Source organism: Sphingobium sp. FG11, from assembly GCF_057809915.1.
This window is the reverse complement of sequence record NZ_JBMDKW010000006.1, coordinates 1-25,261: the sequence shown is the minus strand read 5'-3', so window position 1 is coordinate 25,261 and position 25,261 is coordinate 1. Positions and strand designations below refer to the sequence as shown.

Annotated in this window: 17 protein-coding genes and 1 tRNA gene; 4 read left to right on the top strand and 14 right to left on the bottom strand. The window is 61.3% G+C overall.

Annotation, left to right across the window (positions count from 1 at the left end; all coding sequences use genetic code 11):
- Positions 1 to 68: 68 nt before the first annotated feature.
- The 6 genes from ACODSN_RS06900 to ACODSN_RS06875 all read right to left on the bottom strand — a co-directional run bounded on the left by ACODSN_RS06900 (position 69) and on the right by ACODSN_RS06875 (position 7,342).
- Entirely contained in the window at positions 69 to 1,409 is a 1,341-nt protein-coding gene (locus ACODSN_RS06900; protein WP_489054168.1) for an MFS transporter, read from the bottom strand.
- 306 nt (positions 1,410 to 1,715) lie between these two features.
- Positions 1,716 to 2,444: an SDR family oxidoreductase gene (locus ACODSN_RS06895; RefSeq protein WP_489054166.1), complete on the bottom strand. Its 729-nt coding sequence runs from the start codon at positions 2,442 to 2,444 to the stop codon at positions 1,716 to 1,718.
- 217 nt (positions 2,445 to 2,661) lie between these two features.
- Positions 2,662 to 3,690, bottom strand: coding sequence for an LLM class flavin-dependent oxidoreductase (locus tag ACODSN_RS06890; RefSeq protein WP_489054164.1), 1,029 nt, complete (start codon positions 3,688 to 3,690; stop codon positions 2,662 to 2,664).
- A 52-nt stretch (positions 3,691 to 3,742) separates the two neighbouring features.
- Entirely contained in the window at positions 3,743 to 4,903 is a 1,161-nt protein-coding gene (locus tag ACODSN_RS06885; protein ID WP_489054162.1) for a sulfotransferase family protein, read from the bottom strand.
- An 81-nt stretch (positions 4,904 to 4,984) separates the two neighbouring features.
- The gene (locus ACODSN_RS06880) at positions 4,985 to 6,211 is read right to left on the bottom strand and encodes a DUF1214 domain-containing protein (RefSeq protein ID WP_489054160.1); all 1,227 of its coding nucleotides are present in this window, start codon (positions 6,209 to 6,211) and stop codon (positions 4,985 to 4,987) included.
- 81 nt (positions 6,212 to 6,292) lie between these two features.
- Complete coding sequence (locus ACODSN_RS06875; RefSeq protein WP_489054159.1) at positions 6,293 to 7,342, bottom strand: LLM class flavin-dependent oxidoreductase; 1,050 nt, start codon at positions 7,340 to 7,342, stop codon at positions 6,293 to 6,295.
- A gap of 239 nt (positions 7,343 to 7,581) precedes the next feature.
- On the opposite strand from ACODSN_RS06875, the gene ACODSN_RS06870 reads away from it, so the two are divergent.
- Positions 7,582 to 8,775, top strand: a complete 1,194-nt coding sequence (locus ACODSN_RS06870) for a calcium-binding protein (protein ID WP_489054158.1) — start codon at positions 7,582 to 7,584, stop codon at positions 8,773 to 8,775.
- Positions 8,776 to 9,137: 362 nt separating this feature from the next.
- A complete protein-coding gene (locus ACODSN_RS06865; protein ID WP_489054156.1) occupies positions 9,138 to 11,318 on the top strand; it encodes a molybdopterin-containing oxidoreductase family protein in 2,181 nt (726 codons plus the stop codon).
- Positions 11,319 to 11,389: 71 nt separating this feature from the next.
- Here ACODSN_RS06865 and ACODSN_RS06860 read toward each other — a convergent pair whose 3' ends face one another.
- The 5 genes from ACODSN_RS06860 to ACODSN_RS06840 all read right to left on the bottom strand — a co-directional run bounded on the left by ACODSN_RS06860 (position 11,390) and on the right by ACODSN_RS06840 (position 16,619).
- Positions 11,390 to 12,100, bottom strand: a complete 711-nt coding sequence (locus ACODSN_RS06860; RefSeq protein WP_489054154.1) for an alpha/beta fold hydrolase — start codon at positions 12,098 to 12,100, stop codon at positions 11,390 to 11,392.
- 172 nt (positions 12,101 to 12,272) lie between these two features.
- Positions 12,273 to 12,560 carry a hypothetical protein gene (locus ACODSN_RS06855; RefSeq protein ID WP_489054153.1) on the bottom strand — a complete coding sequence of 96 codons (288 nt, stop codon included), beginning with the start codon at positions 12,558 to 12,560 and terminating at the stop codon, positions 12,273 to 12,275.
- Positions 12,557 to 14,140, bottom strand: coding sequence for a PepSY-associated TM helix domain-containing protein (locus ACODSN_RS06850; RefSeq protein ID WP_489054152.1), 1,584 nt, complete (start codon positions 14,138 to 14,140; stop codon positions 12,557 to 12,559). The genes ACODSN_RS06855 and ACODSN_RS06850 overlap by 4 nt, the downstream gene beginning before the upstream one ends.
- Positions 14,137 to 14,442: a hypothetical protein gene (locus tag ACODSN_RS06845; protein ID WP_489054150.1), complete on the bottom strand. Its 306-nt coding sequence runs from the start codon at positions 14,440 to 14,442 to the stop codon at positions 14,137 to 14,139. The genes ACODSN_RS06850 and ACODSN_RS06845 overlap by 4 nt, the downstream gene beginning before the upstream one ends.
- Positions 14,443 to 14,450: 8 nt before the next feature.
- Positions 14,451 to 16,619, bottom strand: coding sequence for a TonB-dependent siderophore receptor (locus tag ACODSN_RS06840; RefSeq protein WP_489054148.1), 2,169 nt, complete (start codon positions 16,617 to 16,619; stop codon positions 14,451 to 14,453).
- Between the two features lie 765 nt (positions 16,620 to 17,384).
- On the opposite strand from ACODSN_RS06840, the gene ACODSN_RS06835 reads away from it, so the two are divergent.
- The gene (locus tag ACODSN_RS06835) at positions 17,385 to 18,263 is read left to right on the top strand and encodes an OmpA family protein (protein WP_489054147.1); all 879 of its coding nucleotides are present in this window, start codon (positions 17,385 to 17,387) and stop codon (positions 18,261 to 18,263) included.
- 85 nt (positions 18,264 to 18,348) lie between these two features.
- Here the strand turns inward: ACODSN_RS06835 and ACODSN_RS06830 are convergent, their stop codons facing one another.
- A complete protein-coding gene (locus ACODSN_RS06830) occupies positions 18,349 to 18,687 on the bottom strand; it encodes a DMT family protein (RefSeq protein ID WP_489054145.1) in 339 nt (112 codons plus the stop codon).
- A 158-nt stretch (positions 18,688 to 18,845) separates the two neighbouring features.
- Positions 18,846 to 19,799, bottom strand: a complete 954-nt coding sequence (locus tag ACODSN_RS06825; protein ID WP_489054373.1) for a DUF2171 domain-containing protein — start codon at positions 19,797 to 19,799, stop codon at positions 18,846 to 18,848.
- A gap of 232 nt (positions 19,800 to 20,031) precedes the next feature.
- Here ACODSN_RS06825 and ACODSN_RS06820 point away from each other — a divergent pair.
- Positions 20,032 to 20,107, top strand: a tRNA-Ala gene (locus tag ACODSN_RS06820).
- 147 nt (positions 20,108 to 20,254) lie between these two features.
- On the opposite strand, the gene ACODSN_RS06815 is transcribed toward ACODSN_RS06820, so the two are convergent.
- Positions 20,255 to 25,222: a beta strand repeat-containing protein gene (locus ACODSN_RS06815; RefSeq protein ID WP_489054144.1), complete on the bottom strand. Its 4,968-nt coding sequence runs from the start codon at positions 25,220 to 25,222 to the stop codon at positions 20,255 to 20,257.
- Positions 25,223 to 25,261: the final 39 nt, after the last annotated feature.

Here is a 25,261-nt window from a genome sequence, read left to right as displayed (position 1 = left end):
GCCGGAGCGCGGGCGTAAGAGGCGCGCTAGAGAGGGCATGATCCGATTCCGTTCGATCGGATCATGCCTTAAGTCCGGGCTGCAACGACAGGGAACCCGGCGATCGCTTCCCGCTCGAAGGCGGAGCGTATCCAGCACAGCAGTAACACGCCCGTTCCGGTGAGCGAGGCGCCGACGATCGCCAGCCCTCCGCTCAGGCCGATGGCGTCGCTCAAACCACCGACCGTCGGGATCAGCACCGGAGACGCGCCTGCGCCGAGTATCGTGTTCCCCATGTACAGCAACGCCACAAACGTCCCCCTCATCCGGGCGGGCGCGACTTCCTGCATGGAAACCACGATGTTCAGGCCGCCACCCACCGATCCGGTGAGGCCCAATCCCAGCACCGCCAGTCGCAGATGCGGGTCGGACAGCATCGGGCCAAACGCCAGCGACACGCATGCTACGGCCAGAAATACCGCCGTCACCAGGATGACGGCATCCATACGCCCTCTCGCTCTCACACGGGCGGTGATCCAGGGCGCCCCCATCACGCCGACCACACTCGCCACGAGGATGATCGGGCCAAATGCCGATCCCGCCTCTACTGCGGACCAGCCAAAATCCCGTTTGAGCGACTCCATCGACCAGTAAAGAAGCCCGGAGGTACATCCTGCCGCGAACGAGCAGGTGAAAAACAGGCCGAGATACATTTTCTTGCGCGACAGGATCTGTTGCACGACGTCGCCCTTGACGGGCGCGGGCGCCATGCCACGCTCGGTCACCCGCAGTGGTTCACGAACGATCATCCAAAAAAGGATGGCCAGGGTCAGGCAGGGCAAACCGACCGCGATCAGCACGACTTGCCAGGTCTCCATGTCGATCTGGACGCCGCTGGCTTTGACGGATTCTATCCCGGAAATAATCAGGGCGCCGCCGGAAAACGCCAATGGCGGTCCAATCAGGCCCGCAGTACTGTACAGGCTGGCCGCCAGACTGCGCTTCTCCCGCGGGAATAGATCTCCGATCATCGAATGTGCAGCGGGCGTCAGAACCGCTTCGCCTGCGGCGAGTCCAAGCCGGAGCACCAATAATGCGGCGAAGCTGCCGGCAAAACCCGATGCGATGGTGCAAAGGCACCAGATGATCGCGCCTGTGACGACCAGCATCTTGCGGTTGCCCTGATCGGCAAAACGGCCCGCCGGCACCCCCAGAACGGCGTAGACGGACGCAAATGCCGTGCCGATCAGCAAGCCAATCTGAACATCGCTAAGTTGGAACTGGGTTTTAATCGGGCCGATCAGCAGGATGAGAATATTTCGATCAATGAGCGACAGTGTATAAAGCGCTGACAGCAGCGCGAGAACCAGCCAGGGACGCGAGCCAGCGGCCAAAGATGCGGGCGCCTGGCCGCCGACAGGTTCGAGCATTTTTCTTCTCTCCATCGCCTTATTTGCAGTCATATTATCGGTGACAGGCTGCATTGGCTGCGCTTGAGCCTATCGCAACCAGCGGAAAGGCAAAAGCTTTTCATTAACATCACCTGCGCTTGCGCGACGCTTTTACCTGCTTACCAATTTCGCTGGTCTCCACGAAAGGCACGCCGCCGCGGATCCCGAATATCTCGCCACCGCTTGCTCCGGGGCATTTGACGGCCCCGATCGATAGGTCACTTCAACAATGCGGCTTTTAAACGGAAGGCCGCTTGGGTCGCCACGAGATTTCATGGGCCATGTTCAGAGCAGATAGTCGCCTCGATCGACAATCATTTGCGCACCATTGACATAGCGGGACGCATCGGAGGCAAGAAATACGATGACATGCGCATATTCCTCCGGAAGCCCCAATATTCCCTCGAGATTGGGTCTGTGTTCCGGGTCCAGTTCCGCGACCCGCTGCGCGACCATGGGTGTGTCGATCCCGCCCGGATGCACAGTGTTACAGCGGACGGGATAACCCATCTGTCGGCAATAGCCTGTTATAGCCGTACACATCGCCGCTACAGCACCTTTTGATGCGGCATATGATAAAAGGTCTGGAACATATCGCTGTATCGACGTCGAAGCGATATTAATAATAGATCCTCCGCCGTTGTCCTTCAACAGCGGAAGCGAATACTTTACCCCCAGCATAACGCCTTCGACGTTAACCGAGAAAATTTTCCGCATCGACAGGATATCCGTGGTCTCTACATTGCCATTGATGCAAATGGCTGCATTGTTGATGAGGACATCTAGACGACCGAAGCGATTTTCGATGGTCTTGATAATCTCGGCCCAGCTGGCTTCGCTTGATACGTCGTGCTTCAGATACAGTCCGCCACATTCCTCAGCGACCTCTGTGCCATCTAACAGATCAGCGATGATGACATGCGCGCCTTCCTTGCTCAGTGCATGAGCGTCCGCAGCTCCAAAGCCTCTGGCGCCCCCCGTGACCAACGCCACTTTGTCGTTGAGGATTCCCATGTCTTTCTCCCTGCCAGTTGGCTAACGCAAGCGGCTTAGTGGACGGCTATCGTCCCCCTTTATGCCCGTCAAGCATTGCAGAGGCTGTGGACGGCAAGCCGTAAATCGGCATCGCCATCCCAGCTTCGACTATAAGAGCGGCATCGCGATTACCGGGCCTTCGGCTGCATCCGCAAGGGTGAAGTCACCGTTAGCGCCCGCTTCGACGGCAGTAATTTTACGATACTGGCGTTTCTTCGCCTCGGCTCGGGGCGGCGTCGTCCGCCTCCAGTTCCGGGATGATCCTGCTCGCGATCAGTTCGAGGCTTTTCCAGGAAAATGCCGGATCGATGCCGGAGATCAGCGGGTTGATCACGACATGGCGACCAAGATCGCGTTGTGCGCGGCAATAGGACAGCCCGTCTTCGGGCGTGAAGATGAGATAGTTGCCCGAGTTGCGCAGGGCGTCGGCAGAATCTGCGGGTTTCTGGTGCAGGACCTGACCCGTCTTTTGTGCATTCGCCGCATAGGAGTTGGTTTCATGCAGCGCGAACGGGGCAAGCTGCGCCCACGCCTCGTCGGGGTCCTCCGCGATATGGATGACGGCGGAGCCGGGACCGTGGATCACCCGGCCCGGAGTCTTGCCATATTCGACGCAGGCACGATGATATTCTTCGACGAAATCGGCGCGGTAGGACATGGGATAGTAGCCATCGCCATAGCGCGCGGCCCGGCGTGCGGCGGCAAGGACGCCGCCACCGATGAACAGCTTTGGCCCGCCCGCCTGCACCGGAGACGGCGTTACGTGAATTTTGCGGCCGTCATATTCGAACCTCTCGCCCTTCAGCGCGCGCCCAAGCGCATCGAGCTTGTCGTCCATCAGTTGGGCGCGATCCTTGAGGCTCACGCCGAACATTTCGAATTCCGAGGGCATGTAGCCAAGCCCGAGCGTCACATCCAGGCGACCGTTGCTGACGATGTCCACCATGGCGCAATCTTCCGCGATCCGGATAGGATCGTGGAGCGGCAGGATGATCGCCGAGGGCTGAAACCGGATGCGGGACGAACGGCTCGCCATCGCCGCGGCGATGATGAGCGGCGACGGGTTGACGTTGTCGAGCGTACCATGATGCTCGGTTAGTTCAACCCGGTGAAAGCCCCGCTTGTCGGCCCATTCGACCTGTTCGATGGCGGCGCGCACCAGTTCGGCGGAACCGCGCCCGAACGCCGGGCTTCGCAAATCATATCGCAGCCAGAATTCCATCATGTCGCACACTTTTCTCGAAAAAAGGGTCCTCGCCGGCACTGATGCGGGCCGGTCAATCCATATAGGCTGCAAAGCGATCGATATAGGGAGCAAAGGCCGAGCGGATTTCCGCCTCGCTCATGCCGATCTCGTCGGCCGAGTAAGAGGTTCGCCCGTGCTTGTCCCTCGGATTGCGGTCCTCCCACGCCTGGATATTCGCCTGCGATGCTTCGGTGAAATCCATTTCGAGAAAATCGTAGATTTTCCTGGCGACGGCCTCCCCCCCTTGGGTGACTTCGCGGAAGCTCAGGTCCAGGACCGGCGCGTCGGGATTGGCGTCGCGCCATCGGATGTGGTCGATTGCCTGCTGGGAACAGGCCGCCAGCATTTCCGAAGCCAGATGCTGACTGGTATCGACCTGCGAATACATTTTGCGGACGGCCATCGTCGTATGGGTGACGGACGGCATGCATTTCACGGGATCGCGATGGGTGATGATAAACCTCGGATTCTTGTGAATGCGGGTGAGCCGCGCTTCGGCGCCAAGATGGAAGGGGTTCTTGAACAGCCAGGGCTTGTGCCGGTCCGACGGAAATTGCCATTGAAGATATCGTATCGCCGCCATGAAATAGTCGAATGCCGGCTGCTGATCGGCATGGCCGAGCCATTCGATGAAGTCCGTGACGCCGGTGATCCCAAAGTTCAGCGTTTCGCGGAATGTGCTTTCCATCAGGAAGCAATCTTCTTCAGGCTCCTCGGCGTGCATCGGGTGCCATTTGGCTATGTCGGGCGAAACAGCGTACATCCATTTCTCATAGTCATAGGTCTGGCGGATGCGTTCGGCCCTGCCGGCATCCGGCATGTTCGGGATCCGGGCAAATCGCGACGTGCTCCACAGGCGCAGGACCTGAAAATCGTCCGAAGCGCCCAGGAGCCGCTGCAACTTCGTGCTCCCCGTGCGGGGGAGGGATGCGATGATGACCGGCGAGCCGATATCCTCATCCGCTATCTCGGGATGGTTTTTAAGATCCTCGGCGAACCACAAACGGTTGACCAGAATATTGAGGAACCGTTCTTTCAGATCATTCGCACGATCGTCGCGTATCAGATTGGACCTGTTGATGCCCTCTATCAATACGGTCAGCCCCTCCATGAAGTCGTCGGGACCGAAATCAGAGAGACCCGTCCGATCCCTCGCCGTGGCAAGAAGATCGTTGACGTCGAACATGGCCATTCCACTCTCCAATATTATAGCTCTTTTTTGAAATATGGAGCCGGATGGTCATCTGCTCTTCCATCCGGCGCGGGCGTCGTTCTACCATCGCCGCCTTAGCTGAACCGCCCTGCGCCGGGTGCGGATCGCCGCATCCCGCTCCTGCGCTGTGACCCTTTCCGTATCGGCGGGAAGATGCCACAAAATATCCGCGATCCTGACCTTTGTGACATGGGGGGTGGGGTAATCGGATGCGTCCGTCCAGCGCCCGTAGACGAACCCATTGGAGCGTCCCACGGTGTCGAGCCAGTTGGGCACGCCGGGGTCCTGCGCGGACACCACGATCCGGAGCTTGCCGTCGCTGTCGATCCGCGCGGTGTGACCGTTCAGGCTGGAGTGACGGTTGACCCAGTCGATCGACTGCCAGAAATCATCGGTCAGATGGAAGCCCCAATAGGCGCATCGTTCCGGCACATCGGACAGGATGATAAGGGCCTCGTCGTCGGCCAGCTCGAACATGCCCTCGACGAACGCCTGGTTCGCCAGCCCCCCGTAATTTGAATAGTCCTTGCAAGTGAGGCTGTTGGGCGGCGCCGCCCGCAAATGCCGGGTCGGCGGACCATCGAAGCTGACGGTGCCGTAGGCCTCGATATATTTTGAGATTTTGCCAAGGGCCTCGTCGATGTCGCGCGCGGATCGCCTCGGTCGCGCGGCCGGCACATCCAGACGTTGAATGGCGAAGCGGCCGTCGATTTCGTTGACCCAGTCATAGTGGCGCTGTCGGGCGATCACGGCGGTCACGCCCGGCTCCAGCTTCCACCAGTCGCCTTCATATCCCGGCGGGCGCTCGGGGCTGAGCAGGATTTCGAACGATCCATCCTCGCCCAGCGTCGCTGAATCGAGATCGAAAACGCCCTTGGAACTGCCGACGAGCGATGTCGGATCGTCGATCATCCGCGCCACCGAACCGACATCCCCGCCCAGTTGCAGCGAGGCGACGCGGGCAGTCCCGCGAAACCCCGTAATCTGGTAGATTCCGCGATCCTCGATGACCGCCTGGTTGAGCGTATCATCCGGATTGGGGAAACCCTGCCCATATATATGATTATAATAGGACAGGAATTCGGGATATTGCGGGTCGCTGACCATGAACAGATAGCCCACGGATATCTGCGAATAAAGGAATTGATACAGGTCGGCTTTCCACTGTGCATCATGCGACCGTGCCGAGAGCGCCGCGATTTTTTCGGCCAGCGGGGCCAATTGCTCCATATAGCCGCGCCATGCGGGAAAACCGATGGTCTCTGTTCCGGCAGAATCATTCGTCATTTAAAATCATCCCCTGCCGCGAACATATGAGCAAAGCGAGCGTCGGGTTGCGGGACGTCAGGCGTCATATGCCACGCCTTCTCATTGTGAGGGGAGCGATCCGATTTTCCGGCGGATCTCGGGGATGACATAATCCATGAGATACTGCGCGCGCGGATAGGTGCTCGCAATCGGCTCACCCGGCCCGCTGCTCATCAGGAAGAGCACTTCATCGACGATGGGGTTCGCGGTAATCGCCTCGACAATTTCGGAAACAGCCTTTGCGCCGTCCCAAACCCTGTACAAATCTATATCGACCGCCTGCTGGATCGTCTCGAAGCGTGGATGCTGCACGAACCCGCGATCGACATAGATGTTCACATAATTGAGCGCATATTGCTCCAACTCCGCAACCGCTCGTTCGGGATCTTCCGCGATGAGGGCGACCTGCGCGGCGATCGCCGTGCCCGTGCGTCCATATTCTTTCAGGGCAGCGACATAGGTCGGCAAATGCGCATTATTGCTGGAGAGAAAACCGTCACCGAGCAACGCCGCCCGCCTGATGGCTGGCTCCGCAACGCCTCCGATCAAGATTCGCGGCGGATCGGCAGGGACCGGCGTCACCGCGATTTCAGGCATTTTGAACCTTTTTCCCTCGAACGCGAACGGTTCGCCCGTCCACGCGCGACGAACGAAATCGACCGTATCTTCCATCAAACTCGGCCGGTGGCGCATGTTGACGCCGAATGCTTCGAATTCCTTTTCGCTGTAACCCATGCCGATGCCGAGGTCATATCGCCCCTCCGACAGAACGGACACCATGGCCGCTTCCTCGGCGAGACGCAGGGGGTGATACAAAGGAGCAAGCGTCACGCAACTGCTCAGACGCACCCGTTTGGTGCGCATGGCGGCCGCGGCGGTCATGACGAGCGGCGAAGGACACAGCCCATCGAAATGATGCTCGTTGAACCAGACCGAATCGAAGCCGATCGATTCCGCCCAGGCCACATGATCGAGCGTCTCTGCCCAGTGACGCTCATACCCCCGGCGCGACGGATCGGTCGCAGTGGCGCGGTCGTTATCCAGATAGGTGTACACCGCCCCGAACCGCAGCGTCTTGGGGGCAACCGCTTCGTTAGCCAATTCGGGCATCAGCTTCCTCCGGCCTATGGGCTGTTCCAGCCTTTTGAAGATCGTATGCGGCGGACTGGACGTCGTATCAAGGGCTTAACACTGCCCACGTTTCAACGGTCAATCCCGGCACTAAGGCATGTTGCCTCACAAGCCTTTTATGCTGGAGAAGCTGTGCCATTCCCAGGCAGCGGCGGGGGCGCGGGTCATTTTCGGATCTGCGGCGCCCGTTGCGAGGGATCGCTCGGGGAGAAAATCACATGACGAATTTCGTTGGTACAGTCTGGGCGGAAACGCTTTTCGGTACATCCGCCATTGATAACATCAAGGCCCTCGGCGGCAACGACATCGTCTGGGCCGGCGCGGGCGACGATTATGTCGAAGGCGGCGACGGCAACGACACGCTTTACGGCCAGGCAGGCAACGACTTCCTGAAGGGCGGCAATGGCGCCGACATATTGGACGGCGGCGATGGCGACGACAAGCTCGACGGCGGCATCGGCGACGATAGGCTGATCGGCGGCCTCGGCAACGACATCTTCTCCGGCGGCGAAGGCAATGACCGGATCGATGGCGGCGATGGCTATGACCAGATCCTGGGCGATGCAGGAAACGATACGATCATTGCTGGCGCAGGCCGCGACTATATAGACGGCGGCTATGGCGACGATCTCATCTATGCGGGCGATGGCGACGACGGCTTCTTTAATGAAATCAATCCCGCGACCGGAAAGCTGACCACGCAGGCCGTGGGCGGCGGCGCGGGCAACGACACGATTTACGGCGAGGGCGGCAATGACCGGCTAAAGGGCCAGTCGGGCGACGATCGCGTTTATGGCGGCATCGGCAATGATTTCGTGGATGGCGGCGACGGCAATAATTATCTCGACGGAGGCGCTGGCAACGATGTGCTCTCGTCCGAATATGGCGTCGACATTCTGGTCGGCGGCGATGGCAACGACAATCTTCAGGCGGGCGCCGGCAATGACAATCTGTCGGGCGGCAACGATGCCGACTCCATGAATGGCGAGGACGGCAACGATATCATGAGCGGCGGCAGCGGCGATGATCTGCTGCTCGGCGGCGGCGGCAACGACATGATGTATGGCGACGGCGGATTCGACAAGCTGATGGGAGAACTGGGCAGCGACCATCTATGGGGGGGCGCTGGCGCTGACTGGTTCTGCTTCAAGGGCGCAGGCGCGCTCGACGGCGGCGACGTGATCGAGGATTTTCAGGACGGCAGCGATCGCATCGTCATCGAAAAGCTGGGCGTCAGCAGCTACAATTCCAGCGGCGCACCGGGGACCATCTTCGCGCATGATCTCGCCAACGGCAATGTGGGTCTCGATGTCTTCACGTCGTCTGGCAGCAAATTCATGATCGAAGTGGCGGACCCGACCGCGACGCTGACCGCCCGCAATTTTTCGGCCTCCGACTTTTTTCTGGTCTGACGGGCGGCGAGTCCCGGTGCACCGGCACGCCTTGCCGGGACTCGCTCCCCATTACTTCGCGCGCTGACGCGCATATGATGAAAAGTTCCGGCTCTGAAGTCGGGATTTTGCAGATATATTCCCAGAGTGTGAGGCCGCTGAGTTTCGGAGCGGTATGCGAAATCGCAGGCGTGTATAATTCGCCGAGGTGCGTGCGCAGTTGATCGCGGCTGTTGTAATGGACGCGTTTGACGGTAGCTTGTCGAAGCGCGTTTGCCGACCTCTCGCCAGGCCCGCGTTGCGGCAGTCCAAGAAGAATTCCCTGTTGAATTGCCAACGGAATGGGCGTTGTCTTTCAACACAGGCCTAATGGGAGCAAAGCCGTGGACCAGATCGAAACGACGGCCAGTGCCCAAGACAGTCGATATCGAAAGGTCCCGGCCACGTGCAAAGTCTGTCTCGGCACCTGCGGAACGATCCTGACGCTCGACGACAACGACCGGATCGTTGGCATCGCGCCGGACAAGGAGCATCCTTTGACGCGCGGTTACGCCTGTTTCAAAGGGTTGCAGACCGATCTTTATTCGCGCCCCGATCGCTTGCTACATCCGCTAAAGCGTATGCCCGACGGGTCGTTCCAGCAGATCAGCGCCGAGCAGGCGCTCGATGAGATCGCGCAGAAGCTTTCGGACCTGCTGACCAGCGATGGGCCCGACGCCATAGCCAGCTATTATGGCACCGGAACGATGGGGAATGTCTTGAGCGCCCCCGTGCTGCGGTCGTGGATGCAAGCCATCGGATCGCAGGCGCTGTTTTCGAGCATGACGATTGACCAGCCGGCAAAATGGGTGACACCAGAGCGGCTGGGGGCCTGGCACGCGGGCAAGCACCGGCTTCCCGATTCCGACGTCTTTTTGATCGGCGGATCAAATCCCGTCACCTCCCATCTTCTCTATGGCGGGCTGTTTGCCAACCCGCTCGCCGAACTGAAAGCCGCCAAAGAGCGCGGCATGAAATTGATCGTGATCGATCCACGGCGTTCGGAAACCAGCCATTATGCCGACATCGCCTTGCAGCCCTTTCCGGGCGAGGACGCCACCGTCGTTGCCGGCTTGATCCGCATCATCCTGACCGAGCGCTGGGAAGACAGGCCCTTCTGCGACGATTATGTGCAGGGGCTGGACGCCCTGCGCGCGGGCGTTGATCCGTTTACGCCCGCCTATGTCGAAAAACGCGCGGGCGTCCCGGCAGACCAGCTTCATGCCGCCGCCCGGATGTTCGCAAAAGAGGCCCGTCGCGGGGCCGCCTATACCGGCACCGGACCCAATATGGCGCCGCACGCCAATCTTGCCGAACATCTTTATGAAGTGTTGAATGTCATTTGCGGACGCTTCAACCGCGCGGGTGATCCGGTAATCAATCCGGGTGTCCTCGTGCCCCGGACGGCTCTGCGCGCCGAGGTGACTGCGCCATCGCGCAGTTGGGAAACGGGCAAGAAAAGCCGCGTTCGCAATGTCGGCATGCTTGCCGGCGAAATGATGTCGCCCGTCCTGCCCGACGAAATTCTGGCGCCGGGACCAGGAAATATCCGGTCGCTTTTCGTGCTTGCCAGCAACCCGGCCAGCGCTTTCCCCGACCCGCCCAAGGTGATCGAAGCGCTCAAGGCGCTGGACCTGCTGGTGGTGATCGACCCGAATTTCAGCACTACGGCGCGATTTGCGCATTATATCCTGCCGCCGAAACTCAATTACGAAATGGCGACGATCCCCGATTATGAAACGTTCCGTTATTTCCAGCCCTATTCGCAATATTCGCCCGGTCCGGCCAGACCCCCGGCAGGCTCCGCCGTCCTGGACGAGCATTACATCTTCTGGGCTTTGGCCAAGAGGCTGGGGAAACAAATGCAATTCAACGGCGCGCCCCTGGACATGACGCAAGCCCCGAGCGTCGACGATATGCTCGACATCATGACCCGCGACGCGCAAATTCCGCTGTCCGAGGTGCGGAAATATCCGCACGGCCATATATTCGCGGTCGCGCCGCAATGCGTCGAGCCTGCAACCAACGACGCGCGCTTCGCTGTTTTTCCTGACGATGTCGGGATCGAACTGAGCGAAGTCGCGGCCGAATCCTTCGACGAAGAAGGCCGCAAGGTGGAGCATGGAACGGCGTTCACGCATCGCCTCACCTGTCGGCGGATGCGAAATGTCATGAACTCGGTCACCTATCTCCCCGCGACGCGCAAACGCCATCCCTTCAACGCGGCCTTCGTGCATCCCGCCGACCTCGCGGCGCTCGACGTGAAATCAGGGGCGGAGATCGAGATCACATCCGCTCACGGCACGATAACGGGGATCGCCATGCCCGACGACCGGCTGAAACCGGGCACCGTGTCGATGACGCACGGGTTCGGCGGATTGCCCGAGGATCACACGCCCGTTCATAACGGCGGAGCCAATGTCGCGACCCTCATCAGCCTGGAGAAAAACCTGGATAATATCACGGCCATGCCCCGGTTGTCGGCGATCCCGGTGAACCTGCGCAAAAAGGGGACTGTGGCGTGAACGACCACTTGGCCCGAAGCTGGATATCAAGGATTTCGACCGATTTCCCGCGCAACAGGATAACGGGCCTCTCAGGCGGAAAATTTCCGAGCAATCTGGTCGATATGGCGGGCAAGAGGGCCGGGGGCAGATAGAAACGGAGAATGATCGCCGGGCATTGTCACGACCACGCTGCACGGCAAAGCCGCCTGCATTCTGCGCTGGAGGGCCAAGGGCACGATGCGATCTTCTGCGCATTCGATATAGGCGCGCGGGATGCGGCCATAATGGTCGTCGGTGAGTAGCAGCGGCGACCCGATGACCTGCTCGGGCTGGGGGCGCAGCCGTTCAATGGCCATTGCGGCAAGATCGGGCGGCGTGTGGCCATAAAGAAGGTGGATTGTCGCGGCGGCCGGATCGGGGAAATCCCGCGCGGTCTTTTCGGCGATTTCCAGCACTTCGGGACAGGCCGAAAGGAGCGTCTCGCCAGTGGGGATCATGATCGCGCTCAGGTAGATGATGCCTTGAACCTGCCCGGAAACGCGCTCCGCGCCCTGGGATACGGCCGTGCCGCCTATGCTGTGGCCGACCAGAATTACGGGGTTTTGGGCCGACCGAACCGCCCCGGCGACGGCTTCCGCCCAATCATCGGCGGTTACTTCATGGGCCGGGCTGTTGTCCGCGCCTTGCCCCGGCAGGTCGATCGCCCGGACCGTATGACCTAAATCGACAAGGAGCGGGGTGACGAGATCCCAGCACCACGCGCCGTGCATAGACCCATGAACAAGCACGATATCAGCCATATGTCACCTCTACTCGATCAGGGCCATTATAGCTCCTTTCGCAACGGTGGCGACGCCCATTACGCGCCGGTGCGCATGAGCGAAGTGACAGGACTTCTGGCGCTCCGATCCCGACTTTGAACGAGCCTGCTGGTGCTGGTCCTCACAGCCGCGCACGACCGCAGCGATCGCACTATTCGTCTACCCCGAGGCGCTTGGGTCGCCCATTGCAGAGCAATTGCGCGACGAGCCAGCCGACAACGGCATAGGCCCCAAGCCAGATCAGGAAAGCCGCGCCATTCCCGGTCAATATGTAGAAGCCTCCGGGTGCGAAGCTGGCGGCAGCGAGCGCACGGCGGGTCCTCGTTCCATAGACTGCGCCCGGCAGCTTGAGCGTACGCCTTCGCTTGGGATCATGCAGGCAAAGGAGGAGGATGAGGACGGCAGAGACGATGCCGGACGCCAGGAGCGCTACGGTCATGCGCGCGCCTGTCGGGCGGGCTTCGCCGTCCCCCGATGCTCCGGCCGGGCGGCCCGCCATTGCCATAGCATCGCAGCCCCCGCGAGCAGCAGCGCCATATCCAGAGCGACGATGATCGGCTGCCCTGCCACGATCGCGGTCGACCATCCGGGGCCGCCGATCAGCAGCCGAAGCGGCGGCAGCGCGATCATGATGACGGCGGTCGCATGTTGCAAAATTTGCGCGATCGCCGCTCTAGATGGCCACAGCAGGCCGGCGCCGATGAGGATGGTCGAGACGATCAGGAAGCCCGCCGGCGTCCAGTACACCGCGCTGCCCAGCGGCATGGCGAGCAGAAAGATCGCCGCAGTGGCCAAGAGCGCGAGGGGCAGGCCCAGCCCCACAATGACCGCAAGCCGGTCGAGCCAGTCCAGCGGACGGCCGCTCTCCTGGCGGCGTACGAGCCACAGGCGAATGCCGGTATAAGTGACATAGCACATCGCAAAGCCCAGCCCGAACCAGATCGCCTTGGACAGCAGCCCCCAGAAATTGCCGAAGTGCAGCGGCGACATGATCCCGGCCAGTGTTCCGCCGACGGACGGCTTGGTGCCGATCAGCGGCTTGACCCCCTCGAAGCGGGCGGTGGCGCCATCGTAGAGGAGGCTGACGGGGGAAAGCGCGCCGTCTTTGGGCGGATGGAAGGTCGTGACCTTGGCATCGGCGCGGCCGAAATTCTCGATGCTGACGAAGGTCGGGAGTGCGCCTGCGCGCGCGAAGGCATCCCTGCCGATCTGGTCGAAATTGCCGACGGCGACCGGCCGGCTATCCACTTTGCCGGGGTTGCCGAACACGGCCTCCTGCAACGCCTGCACATCGCCGCCAAAGGCCGCCATCGCGACGATGGGGACGCCGATCGTGCCGAAAAAGGAGAAAAAGCTGCCGGTGAAGGCCAGGATGAAGGCGAAAGGCAGGCTCCATGTCCCCGCAACGCTATGGCTGTCGCGGTGGATCAGGACGGGGTTTCCCTTGCGCCGCAGCGTGAAAATGTCCTTGAACAGATGGCGGTGGATCAACATGCCGGAGACGGCCGCGACCAGCATCGACAGGCCGAGAATGCCCGTCAAAAGCAGCCCCCATGGATTGGGCACGTGCAGCCGAACATGGGTGTCGACCAGAAAGGCGCTCAGCGCATTGTCGTTGCGGGGACCGAACACCTCTTCTCCGGTGCCGGCCTGTTCGTGGAGGACGCGGCCATCCTTCCCCACCGTGTAGAAGATGCCACGGCTGATCTGTTCGCTATCCTGCATTTCATGCCGGTGGAAGAACAGGCCAAGGTCATGATCGCCGACCTCGAACAGATCGACGCCCTCATGATATTTCTTGGGCACGCGCGTACCCAGCGTGCGCAGGGTATCCGCTATCGGTCGCTCGAAGGCGGATTGCCGCGCGACGTGGCCCGCCGACCAGATGCCGATCTCTTCGGCGAACACGGCAGCCGTGCCGGTCAGCACGACCGCGTACAGCAGCAGCCCCAGCAGGATGCCGGACCAGCCATGGACCGCGACCATCGCCTTGGTTTCCGTCTTGGGCAGGTGGATCATCGGCCAGCCTTCTCCTGCCGCGACGGGCTATCGAGGAATGTATGAGCGATCAGGGCGGCATGACCGGCCAGCAGCAGCAGCGCGACCAGCGCCACGCGGCCCAGCCGCCGGTCAAGGCAGGCATGGAAGAACAGCCCCGCCCACATCAGCGGCACCAGCACCAGCGGCAGCACCAGATTGTCGATCCCCGCCGCGCCGCCCGGCAGCCACAGCGCCATGCCCGCCATGACCACGAGCGACACGATCACCGCGCCCGGCCCGGCCAGCGCTATGCGGGTCCATCGCTGTGCTTGCGGCGTCATCGTCCCTCTCAATATTTCAGGCTGATCGTGCCGAGAATCGTGCGTGGCGCGCCATAATAGCCCTGATCGTAATTGAGCGCGGTCAGATATTTGACGTTGGTCACATTCTTGAGATTGGCGCTGATCGCCAGATTGTCGGTGATCTTGTAGCGCGCGAGCAGATCAAGCAGGGCATAGCCTTTTTGCTCGATCCGCACCTGCTGTCCGGTCGTGATCGAGAGGATGCCGGCGGGTTCCAGATAAGTCCTGCTCTGATACTGCATCGACGCGCCCAGCTTGAGCGCCGGAAGCGACGGCGGCGCGTAGGTGATATTGAGACGCGCCGTGTTGCGCGGCACGAAGGTGCGCACGGGGCTGCCGGTTTCGATCCGGTCGACGCGCATCACCGTATAGCCGCCCGTCGCCTGAAGCCCCGGCGCGAGCTGACCGCCAAATTCCGCTTCGATGCCCTGCGACTTCGCGTTGACCTCGGTAAAGATGCTCTGGCCGATGGACGGATCGAAGCCCGCCGCATTGGCGAGATGGCGCTGGCGGCTCTGGAACACGGCAATGCTGGCGTTCAGCCGGCCGTCGAACCAGTCGCCCTTCACGCCGCCTTCCATATTGTCGCCGGTGACGGGCCGGATCAACGCGCGGTCGCTCGTCGTCGACGTCTGCGGGTTGAAGATCGTCGCATAGCTTGCATAGGCGCTGATATTGGAGGCTAGGTCGAACGTCGCGCCGACGAAGGGCAAGGCCCGCGTCTTGTCGTAATTCATATAGGCGCCGTAGGAGAAACCCTTGCTGGTCGCATGGGTCACATTGACGCCGATCATGACCTTGAGCGGATCGGCCAGTTGCAGCCGCACGAGACCATAGGCCGTTTCCCGCTTGGTCGTGGTGTTACCGCTCTCCTCGAAATTCGTGTTGAAACTGGTCGGGAAATTGGGGCGCGCGAAGCTGCCGTCGAAAATCTGGGTCAGCGTGAGCGGCACCGCGCCGATCGTGCTGTAATCATAGCCCGACGTCTGGACATAATTTTGCGCGCTGCGGTTCACGCCTACCATCACATCATGCTGCCGGCCGAACAGCGCAATCTTGCCGGCGACATAGGCGTCGATCGTCAGGCTGCGGGTTTCGGCCCTGAACGCGCCCGGATAGGCGCGGACGTTGCCGCCGGAATCGTTGAGCGCCGGATCGACCCCGTCCGCAAACGCGCGGCTGGGATTCCCGTAGACATAGAATAGCTCGTCATCCTCGCTGACGGCACGGCGATTGACCGTGAGGCGCGCGGTCCAGTCCTCGTTGAAATGATGGGTGAGATCGCCGAAGATCTGGCGGTCGGTTACATGCCAGCCCGCCCAGTCGGGTCCGGTGTTCGCCGATCGCGGCAGGGCGATCCGCGAGCCGTCCGTGAAATAGGTGGGCAGCGCGCCCCACATGGCGCCCCGGCTCTGATGATCCTGATGACCATAGCCGGCGCTGATTACGGTGTCCGGTCCCAGATCGGCTTCGACGATGCCATAGGCGGTCCAGCGCCGCAGATGATAGCGGTCGAGATAGCTGTCGCTGTCGTCATAGACGCCCACGGCGCGCGCCCGCACATGGCCGCCCCGCGTCAGCGGCACCGAAACGTCGCCGTCAAGTCGCAGTGCGTCGAACGAGCCATATTGCGCATTGGCCGACGCCTGAAATTCCCGCGTCGGGCGCTGGCGAATGAAATTGACGACAGCGGACGGGTTGCCGGTCGACGACAGCAGGCCCGGCGCGCCCTTCAGCACCTCGATATGGTCATATATGGCCGTGTCGATGGAGCCGGTCTGCACTTCGAACGCGAACGGCAGGCCGATGCCGTCGATCTGGAACGTCTGAATGTCAAAGCCGCGCGCCGAATAATAGACCCGGTCCGTCTCCGCCGCTTGCACATTGATGCCAGGCACGGTGGCGAGCAGCGCGTTGACGTCGTTCAGCCGGAAATCCTCGATCTGCGCGCGCGACACGACGCTGATCGACTGGGGCGTTTCGCGCTGGGAAATGGGAAAGCGGGTCGTGGTCGTCTGCTTCCTGACCGCATAATCATCCTGTCCCTCGGTGCGCTGGCCGGTGACGATGATCTGCGACCCATCGGCCCGATCCGCAGCGGCATCAGCCGGCTGAGCAGATGTGGCGGCGGCGAGAAGCGCGATCAGAGCGGACATTTGACTATACCTTCATTGATGTTGAGCCCCCTTAACTGATCGCGCTATTTATGCAAGTGATTGTCAATAGCGATTGATGCGGGATCGTAACGGCCGACGATCGCCACTAGCTTCTTGCAGAACCATTCTTCGAAGCTGCACCAACGACGCGGGACTCCGTCACGCTGATTCTGCATCTGACCTTAGCGTTGAGGAGCGCACGCCCCTTGATGTCGCGGAATGCCTGATCGACCCAAGCGCTCTGGTAGCTAGCGTTCACCTTGGCGAAATGCCGCTCCTGTGCTGACCGGATTGAGCTGGGCATTTTTATACGGGCGCTCGCCGAAGCCTATTATACCCGCTGGATTGTTATCGAGGCCGAGCAGAACCCTGATATCGCCAACCCAAGTACATATCAGTAGCTGGGCCTGGACACGCTCAAGCGTCTCGCCCGCGATGCGTGATCATCTCGTAAGTATTCTGTTGGGACTCCGGTCGCTCAGGTGACCGGCACAAAACCGTAACGAGTCCAATCAGCATCGGTTCGTCGTACGATGCGCTCGAATAGCCCGTACAATTGCCGAAACAACCGGGGGCGTTCACGCGCCAGAAAGGTTAGCCGGAACAGGCAGAACATCCATGGCGCTGATCTTCGGCGCCATGCCTGACATTTTACGAAGATATGGAGGGGTTCTGACAGCTGAATACGCCATCACGCGAGCGGCAGTCGGACGAGAAGCTGCGGTCACGCAGGCCCGACTGATCGCCTTTTAGAGGAGTAGCGCGATGAATATCATTTCCAAAAGCCCCAAAATTCTTTTGCTTCCGGCCCTGCTTGCCGGGGCATCGGCAGGCAGCTTGTCGGCCCAGACGCAGGAGCCGCCCGCAGCGGATGTCTCCGCCACGATCAGCAGCCCGGCTCCCGCTCCCGCCGAGGCGACCCAAGGTCCCGAGATCGAAGGCATCATTTCCGCGCGCAGCGGCGACAGGATGCAGGTTACGGCCGCCGATGGCACCAAATCCGTCATTTCCATCGACGATGCGACCAAGATCAGCGCCAGCAAAGGCTTTTTCGGCCTGAGCCGCAGCAAGCTCGCCGCAACGTCGCTGATCAATGGTGTGCCGGTTACCGTCAAGACCTTGCAATCGGGCGCTGGCCTGGTGGCGAGCCAGATCCGCCTTCAGAACAAGGATCTGAAAACCGCGTCGATGATCCATAACGGAACGAACCAGCGCTTCGACGAACAGACCGCCGCCACCGAGGCTTTGCGCGGCCGCATGGGCGAGATCGACCAATATAATATCAAAAGTACGACCAACGTGAATTTCGACACCGGTAAGGCGGTATTGTCCGCTCAGGCGAAAAACGACCTTTGTGCCGCCGCGACCTCTGCTGAGGGGATGAGCAATGCACTACTGCTGGTCGTCGGCTATACGGACTCTACCGGAGGCGATGACTATAATCAGGTGTTGAGCGAAAAGCGCGCCGGTCGCGTCGTCAATTTTCTTCAGCAGGCGTGCCACTGGAAACCCTATCGCATGCTGACCCCCACCGGCATGGCCAAGGCGGACCCGCTGGCCAGCAACGATACTGCCGAAGGCAAAGCGCAGAACCGCCGCGTTGCGGTAAATGTCTTGGTCAGCAAGGGCCTAGACGGTCTGTAAGATGCGGGGGTGGGCGTGGCCCACCCCTTTTTCGGGGCATCTCCGCGCGCGATATGCCGTGGGCGGAGGTAGGCCGCCGCGCTGGTCAGTTTCTACCGATGAAGAGAAAGCCCACCGCCGCCATGATGCAGAGGAAGGCGGCAGCGTGCCGCCAGTGCAGCGGTTCGCCCAGAACCGTCACCATGAAGCCGCCAAAGACGATGAGCGCGATCGCTTCCTGCGCGATTTTGAGCTGACCGGCGCTCCAGCCATGCGCGAAACCGATCCGGTTGGCGGGCACGGCGAAGCAATATTCGACGAAGGCGATCGCCCAACTGATGAGGATGACCGTCATCAGGGGTTTCCCCATCCCGCCCTTCAAATGCCAGTACCAGGCGGTGGTTATGAAGAGGTTGGATATGACGAGCAGCAGAATTGTGGGCATGCAGAGCCTCATAGCAGGCGAAACGTCATGATGTCGCATTAGCGGACGGATGGTCGCAAGCGTTCTTCCGCAGGGTTTTGAAGCGGCGGCATAAGAAAAGGGTCCGGCCTGAGCCGAACCCTCATTTTCCCGCCGGGACAAACCCGACTTCATTCGCATTAGCCGGTCACGCCGCGACCCGCAGTATCGCCAGACCTCCATTCCTGTTCCCGTCGCTCACGATCGTCCTGATCGTTGAACAGGGCCTGATTCTCACGCTCCGCGCGCCAAGCGTGCTGTGCTTCGTCGGCCGTTTTTTCGAGCGTTACCTTTTGGGCGTCCACCGACTTGATCCAGGAGGACGGGATCGAATGATGGACACCGCCCGCGTCGCTGTCGCTCTTGGTCAGGACGATGCGATCGCCACGCTGCTTATCGACCTTGCCGACATGGACGCCGTCGCTGCCGACCACTTCCATATGGTCGCGCACCTGCTGGATGGCTTGCCGCTGTTCGCCACGGCGCGCACGCCAGTTGCTGAATTCATTGTGGAAGCGTTCGCGATGTTCGTTCTGATATTCGGCATAGTCGCGGTCGAGTTCGTCGATCCGCTGGCGGCGCCAGTTGTGATAATTGCTGTCATGCCCGCCATAGTTGCGCGGACCGTAGTCCTGCTGAGGGCCATAGGCGCGTACGCGATTGCCATGATCCTCGCTGCCAAAGCCGCTGCGTTCACCCGTATAGGGCGCATAGCCGCGATTGGGGAGGTAGCTGCTGCCCGACGCGGACGCATAGCCAATGCGGCTGCTCTGGTCGCGCGGATCGCCATAGGGGCGGTTGTAATAATCATCATATCCACGCCGGCGCTCGGCTTCTTCATCGCCGAACCAGCTACGAATCTCATCGCCCGCACGGTCGAAAAAGCCGCGGTCTTCGGGATCATAGTCGTCTGGCCCACGGCGCTGGTCCGGTCCGCCAAATTGCCCGCGTGTGCCATAACGATAGCCCGCTTCCTCACGATAGCCTCGCGCGCCACCGCGATGGCGATCCGACCCGCGATCCCAATCGCTCGAATAACGATCGCCTGCATAGCGATCATCGCCACCATAGCGGCGTCCGCCCTGGTAACCCATCATCCGTCTCCTTGTCTGCATCCGACGCCTTTGCAGCGTCACCATGATATCAATGTCGGAAAGGGGCGGGTGTTCCGCGCATTACGCAAGAGTAATGTCCTGGCTTTGCACCAGCTTGCCGACCGGGAGAACAACCGTCTTGCGCGTTTTTCGGCAGGCTAATCTATTTGCGCGCCTGGTTTAAAAGACCGTTGCAAGGCCGCAAAGGCTCGCATATAGGCAGCGCTCCTTTGGGGCCTTAGCTCAGCTGGGAGAGCGCGTCGTTCGCAATGACGAGGTCAGGGGTTCGATCCCCCTAGGCTCCACCAAGGACTTTTTCCGACCGTTGAAATGCCGGCGCGATGCGCGCTGATTGGCCGATTGCGTCATACATGCGATCGCGTGCGGGCGATATATTGCAGGCAGCAAAAAGGGGGCATGGCCGGATGATCCGGCCATGCCCCCTTTTTTAACGATCAGAAGCGGATAGTGACGCCTGCGTTGATGTGGCGCGACGCGCTGTGGCCGCTGAATTCGGCGTCGCCTTGCAGGAACAGGGAAACGCGCGAGCCGACCGCGAAGTCGATGCCCCCGGCCGCATGCGCAACCGTGCGATCGCGTTCCGCGCCGGCGACCGTGTAGCCGGTCGTGGTGCCGACGAAAGCGCCGGTCGCGGTGATCGCATCGCCGCTGGCGCGATGGCGAACGCCGCCCGCGATCCAGGGACGGATAGCGCCGGCGCCCGGTGCGGAAAGCTTGAGATCGCCGGTCAGGAAGGTCGCGTCATATTTCTGCTTCGCGACGTTCAGGGCGAGGGCGCCCGCGCCGGACTCCGCCGCTGCGCCGCGCTTTACCGAAATATGGGTCACGCCAACCTGCGGTCCGATCTGCCAATTGTCGCCCACCGCGAAGCCATAGCCGACAAAGCCGTCGATGCTGGTGCCGCGCAGGCTGTAGCGGCTGCGCGCGGAACCGCCTGTCGCCGGATTGCGGAGCGTATCGGCATTGGCGCGATCGAACAGTAATGTTGCGCCAGCGGAAAGGCCGCCCGCCGCATAATGGAGCCTTCCGCCGAAGAACAGCCCATCCGCGTCGTTGCGGGCACCGATGCCGCGAAGGCGCTGGCGGGAGTCGCTGCGGCCCACAAACAGTGCGCCGCCGAGCGTGCTGTTGCCATAGCCCACCCCGCCCAGATAGCCGCTGCTGTCGATATCGGCCTTGGCGACGCCGCGCGCGTCCGCATCGAAGTTGCGGCGATTGCCGTACGCCTGCCCGAAGACGAACAGCCCGCCTTCGTCGCTCAGCCCGGCCATGCGGACCGATCGTAGCGCGTTGGTGATGGCGAGGCCATTTTCGATGCCCATTTGCACTGCCGAGGCATAGGGTTCGGGGCTGAGGGTCGAGAGTGCGGCGGTGCTGGCATAGCCGTCCGAGCCGACCAGGATGGGGAAGGCGGCCAGGACGCCGGTCGGCGCCCCGCCGACCAGCAGGTTATTGAGATAGGCGTTGGTCAGTGTCACCTGAGTGCTTGCACCAGCGCGCAGCTGGAACGTGCTGAGAAGCTGGATTGTATTGGGAGTGTAATTCAATACGCCCAGCACGGTAGCATCGCGCATCACATTCGCGCCGAACGTGCCGTTCACGCCCCCGGTTGTGGTGACGAGATTATAGACGCCGGGCGTCAGGGGCCGATTTCCGGTCATTGTGAGTGAAGCGCCGTTGGCGATCGTGAGCGATCCGTTGATGACCAGCGCGTCGCTGACGGTCGGAGTAAATTCGAACAGGCTGTTCGACCCGGCGTTGAGCGTGACATTGCCGTTCACCGTCATGATCCCCGGTGATGCGCCGGGGGACAGGGTACCACTGACATTGACGGAGCCGTTGACCGTACCCGCGCTGCCAAATGTGCCTGCAGCCGCGATGCTGACATTGCCGTTAATCGTCGATCCCGCTCGCCCGATCAGGCGACCGCCATCGACCGCAATGGCGTCAAAGCTTGCGGCGCCGCTGATTGCGCCGGTGCCCGAGACGACCTGTAACTGTTCGAATGCGGAAAAGCCGGACAGGTTGAGCTCCTGCGGCTCAGCTCCGGTGCCGGTGAAGCTGGCGTGCACCACATCCACTCCGGCGCCCCCGGTTGCTGTACCACCGATCGCCCAGCTGTCATTGAGGATCAGCTCATCGTCGCCGCTGCCCATATCGACATTGCCGCCGACCGAACCGGACAGGGTGAAGCGGTCATTGCCGCCGCCTGCAAAGACGCTGCCCGATACGGTGCCGCTGCTGGCAAAAACGTCATTGCCATCGGTCGGAACGGGTTCGGCGCCCAGCGCCATGATGCTGGCGAAACGCGCCTGACTCTGGGGAGGGGCTTCTTCCGTCTGTTCCACCGGCGGTTCGCCGGGGGCATCGTCGTCGAGATAAACGTCGCCGTCGATCGTGCCGCTGTTGGTCAGGTTGTCGTCGCCGCTGCCGGTGTCGACATTGCCCGAGGTGGTGCCATTATTGGTAAAGGCGTCATCCCCTTCGCCCAGCGCGACATTACCGATGATCGTGCCCTGATTGGTGAGGTCGTCGCCGCTGTCCGACCCGGTGACGGCAATATCCCCCTGCGTCTGAATGATCGCATCTTGGCCGAATGTAACGGGCGCGTCGTCGCCGAGCTGGATGGTCTGCACCGGCAAGGGGGCGTCCGATACGATCGAGCCGGAACCCGTTAACGCCAGCGATTCGAAATTGAGGAGCTGGCTGTAAAGCGCTTGATTAAGCGTGCCGCCGCCGGTGATGTCGATCACGAAACTGTCATTGCCCGCGCCGCCATCGGCCATGCCGGTCAGCGTGGCGTTGATGCCCTGCACGACGCTGTCGTCGCCGTCGCCCAGGTCGAGATTGCCGTTCAACGTGCCATAATTGGCGAAGCGGTCATTGCCGACGCCGAGCGCGACCGAGCCGTTGATCGTGCCGCGATTGGTGAAATCCTGCTCCAGCGGCGCATCGCCCCGGAAGGCGAAGCCGTTATTCACCGCGTTGACGGTGCTGCCTTCCGCCAGCGTGATTGCGCCGGTCGCAAGCTGGATCGGGGCCAGTGGCGCGTCCCCGCTGCTGGTGACGGTGCCATCGCCAGCCAGCGCGACAAACTCGAAGCCGGTTTTCTGCGCCAGTGCCATGTCCTGCAAGGACCCGCCCTGACCGACGCCAAAGATAAACGTATCGCCCAGCCCCTCGCCGCCATCGACGGTGCCGTTGAAATGGGTCGCATAATCTTTGAGCAGAGTGACGAACACGTCATTGCCCGCGCCCATCGCGACATTGCCGGTCAGCGCCCCCGTGTTGATGATGCGGTCATTACCGGAGCCGGTGAAGATATTGCCGGTGATCTGCCCGAGATTGGTGAACGAGTCGCCACCCTGACGCAAGGCGATGCCGCCTTCGATGACGCCAGTGGCGCCGTTCGTGATGGTGTCAGCCGAATCGAACGTATCGATGCCGCCGCCGATCACGCCCTCCATCCGGGCGTCGTCGACAATCTGGCCGTTGGCATAGGAGAAGGCGAGAATGGCGTTCGGATTATTGACCGCGTTCAGGAACGCGCCGCCGCCCGGCGTCGTGCGGATCAGGCCGTCATTGACGATGCTGATAGTGTCTGCCGTCGCCACGATGCCACTGCCCGCCGCCTGATTGGCCAGGGTGATCGCGCCACTGGGTTGGCCAAAGAATATATTGGAGCGCTCTGAAACGATCCGGCCATTGGCGGCGTTGACGATCGACAGGCTTCCCGTGCCTTCCGCGTCGATTGCAACGCCCAGCGCCACCGAGGGTTGTACCACCAGCCGGTTTTGAGCCAGGCCGTAAAATTGCCCCGGCGTGAAAAAAGTACCGCCGGTGGTACGAAGGGTGCCGCTGTTGACGATATTGACGGTTGCGTCTGCGGTATCGGCGCCGGCCACCCCGCTGCCAATATCGCCGGCCTCGACCGAAACCAGCACTGCGGGTCCGCCATGATCGGCGGTTTCGATCGTGCCGCTATTGTTGAAATCGAGTGTCGCGCCGAGATTGGTTTCCTGTTCGATATCGAGGCCCGCAACGCGCGACGGATATATGCTGGAATTGGGTGTCACTGCGCGCGACATCTGGCCGCTGTTCGTAATTGTAACCGCGGTCGATTCGGCGAAGAGCGAGGTGCCACCTTGAATCGTCCCAGTATTGACGAAGGCGAAGCTCTCCCCATCCACGATATCGTCGCCGCCATCGACGGCAGCGAAATCGTTTGCTTCCAGATCCACCGCATTCGCATAGGGGTCGTTGGGATCGATCGTGATCGTGCCGCTGTTGGTGAAGCTGAGGCTGCGGGTCGCGCCACCGGCCTCGATGCCGCCGCCCAGCGTCCCGCTGTTGAGCAGGGTCACGCTGGCAGCGGCGAAACTGTCATCCTCCGGCAGGCCGATATCGAAGCCGTCCCACGACAGATCGACCGCGCGATCGATCCCGTTGGGATTCGCGCCGATCGAAATCGCACCCTTATTTTCGAACCGGAAATCACTGGGCCTGCCCGCAAAGGCGAGGCCACCTGCAATGATGCCGTTCGTATCGTTGAGGATGCTGACCGGGGCTGCGGTCGTCGCGTCGACGGCGGTGACGAGCGTGACGGCGGGGGCGAGAATATCGAACAAACGTCCGCCGTTATCGATCATGACGATGGCACCACTGTTGACGAAGCTGAACGTCTTGCCAGCGGCACCCTGAATGACCGTGCCAAGTGCGTCTGAGCGAAGATTGATCGTGCCGCTATTGGTGAATGCGGCAGTGTTCAGCGTCAAATCGCCGTTGATCGTTCCCTCATTGGCGAAGGATTGAAGCGCGCTGCCGGTGACGAAGCCATATGAGAACGACCCTCCGTTGGCATAGGGCAAGGTCAGAACGAGATCGCCGCTCAGCCCAGCCTCGCCGCCATAAAATACCGCACGGGCGCGAACATAGGGCAGGGCAGCGGGCGGAAGGCCGGAACCCTCAAATGAGTAGTCGTTGATGACAGCCTTGTTGACGATCGCGCCGTCGCCCCAGATGGTCAGGCCGTTGGCCGCCGTCGCGCCCGTTTCGTTCGTCAACGTGATAGTCGTACCGGCACCCAGCGCTTCTACGCCGCTAATTTCAAAATGGGTGGGTAGGGTAGACGGGATCGCGAAGTTGGTTGACGTGTTGAACGACTGAATGAAGCTGTCGATGCCGTTGCCGGGATCAACCACGCCGGCGACGCCAAGGCCATCGCTGCCTCGATTGATGAAGAATTCAGATGAGAAAGCCTGTAAGTCCTCCGGACCGACATTGCCACTGACCGTTCCCCCAGCGTTTACGTAGATGCCGTTGGCGACGAACGAAACATTGCCGTCGATGGCGCCCGCATTGATGATCGTGGTATTGTTATGAGGCCTAGGGTCAGGACTCACTGATCAGAGCCAGAAGATGACGGTGGCTGCCAGTGCGAT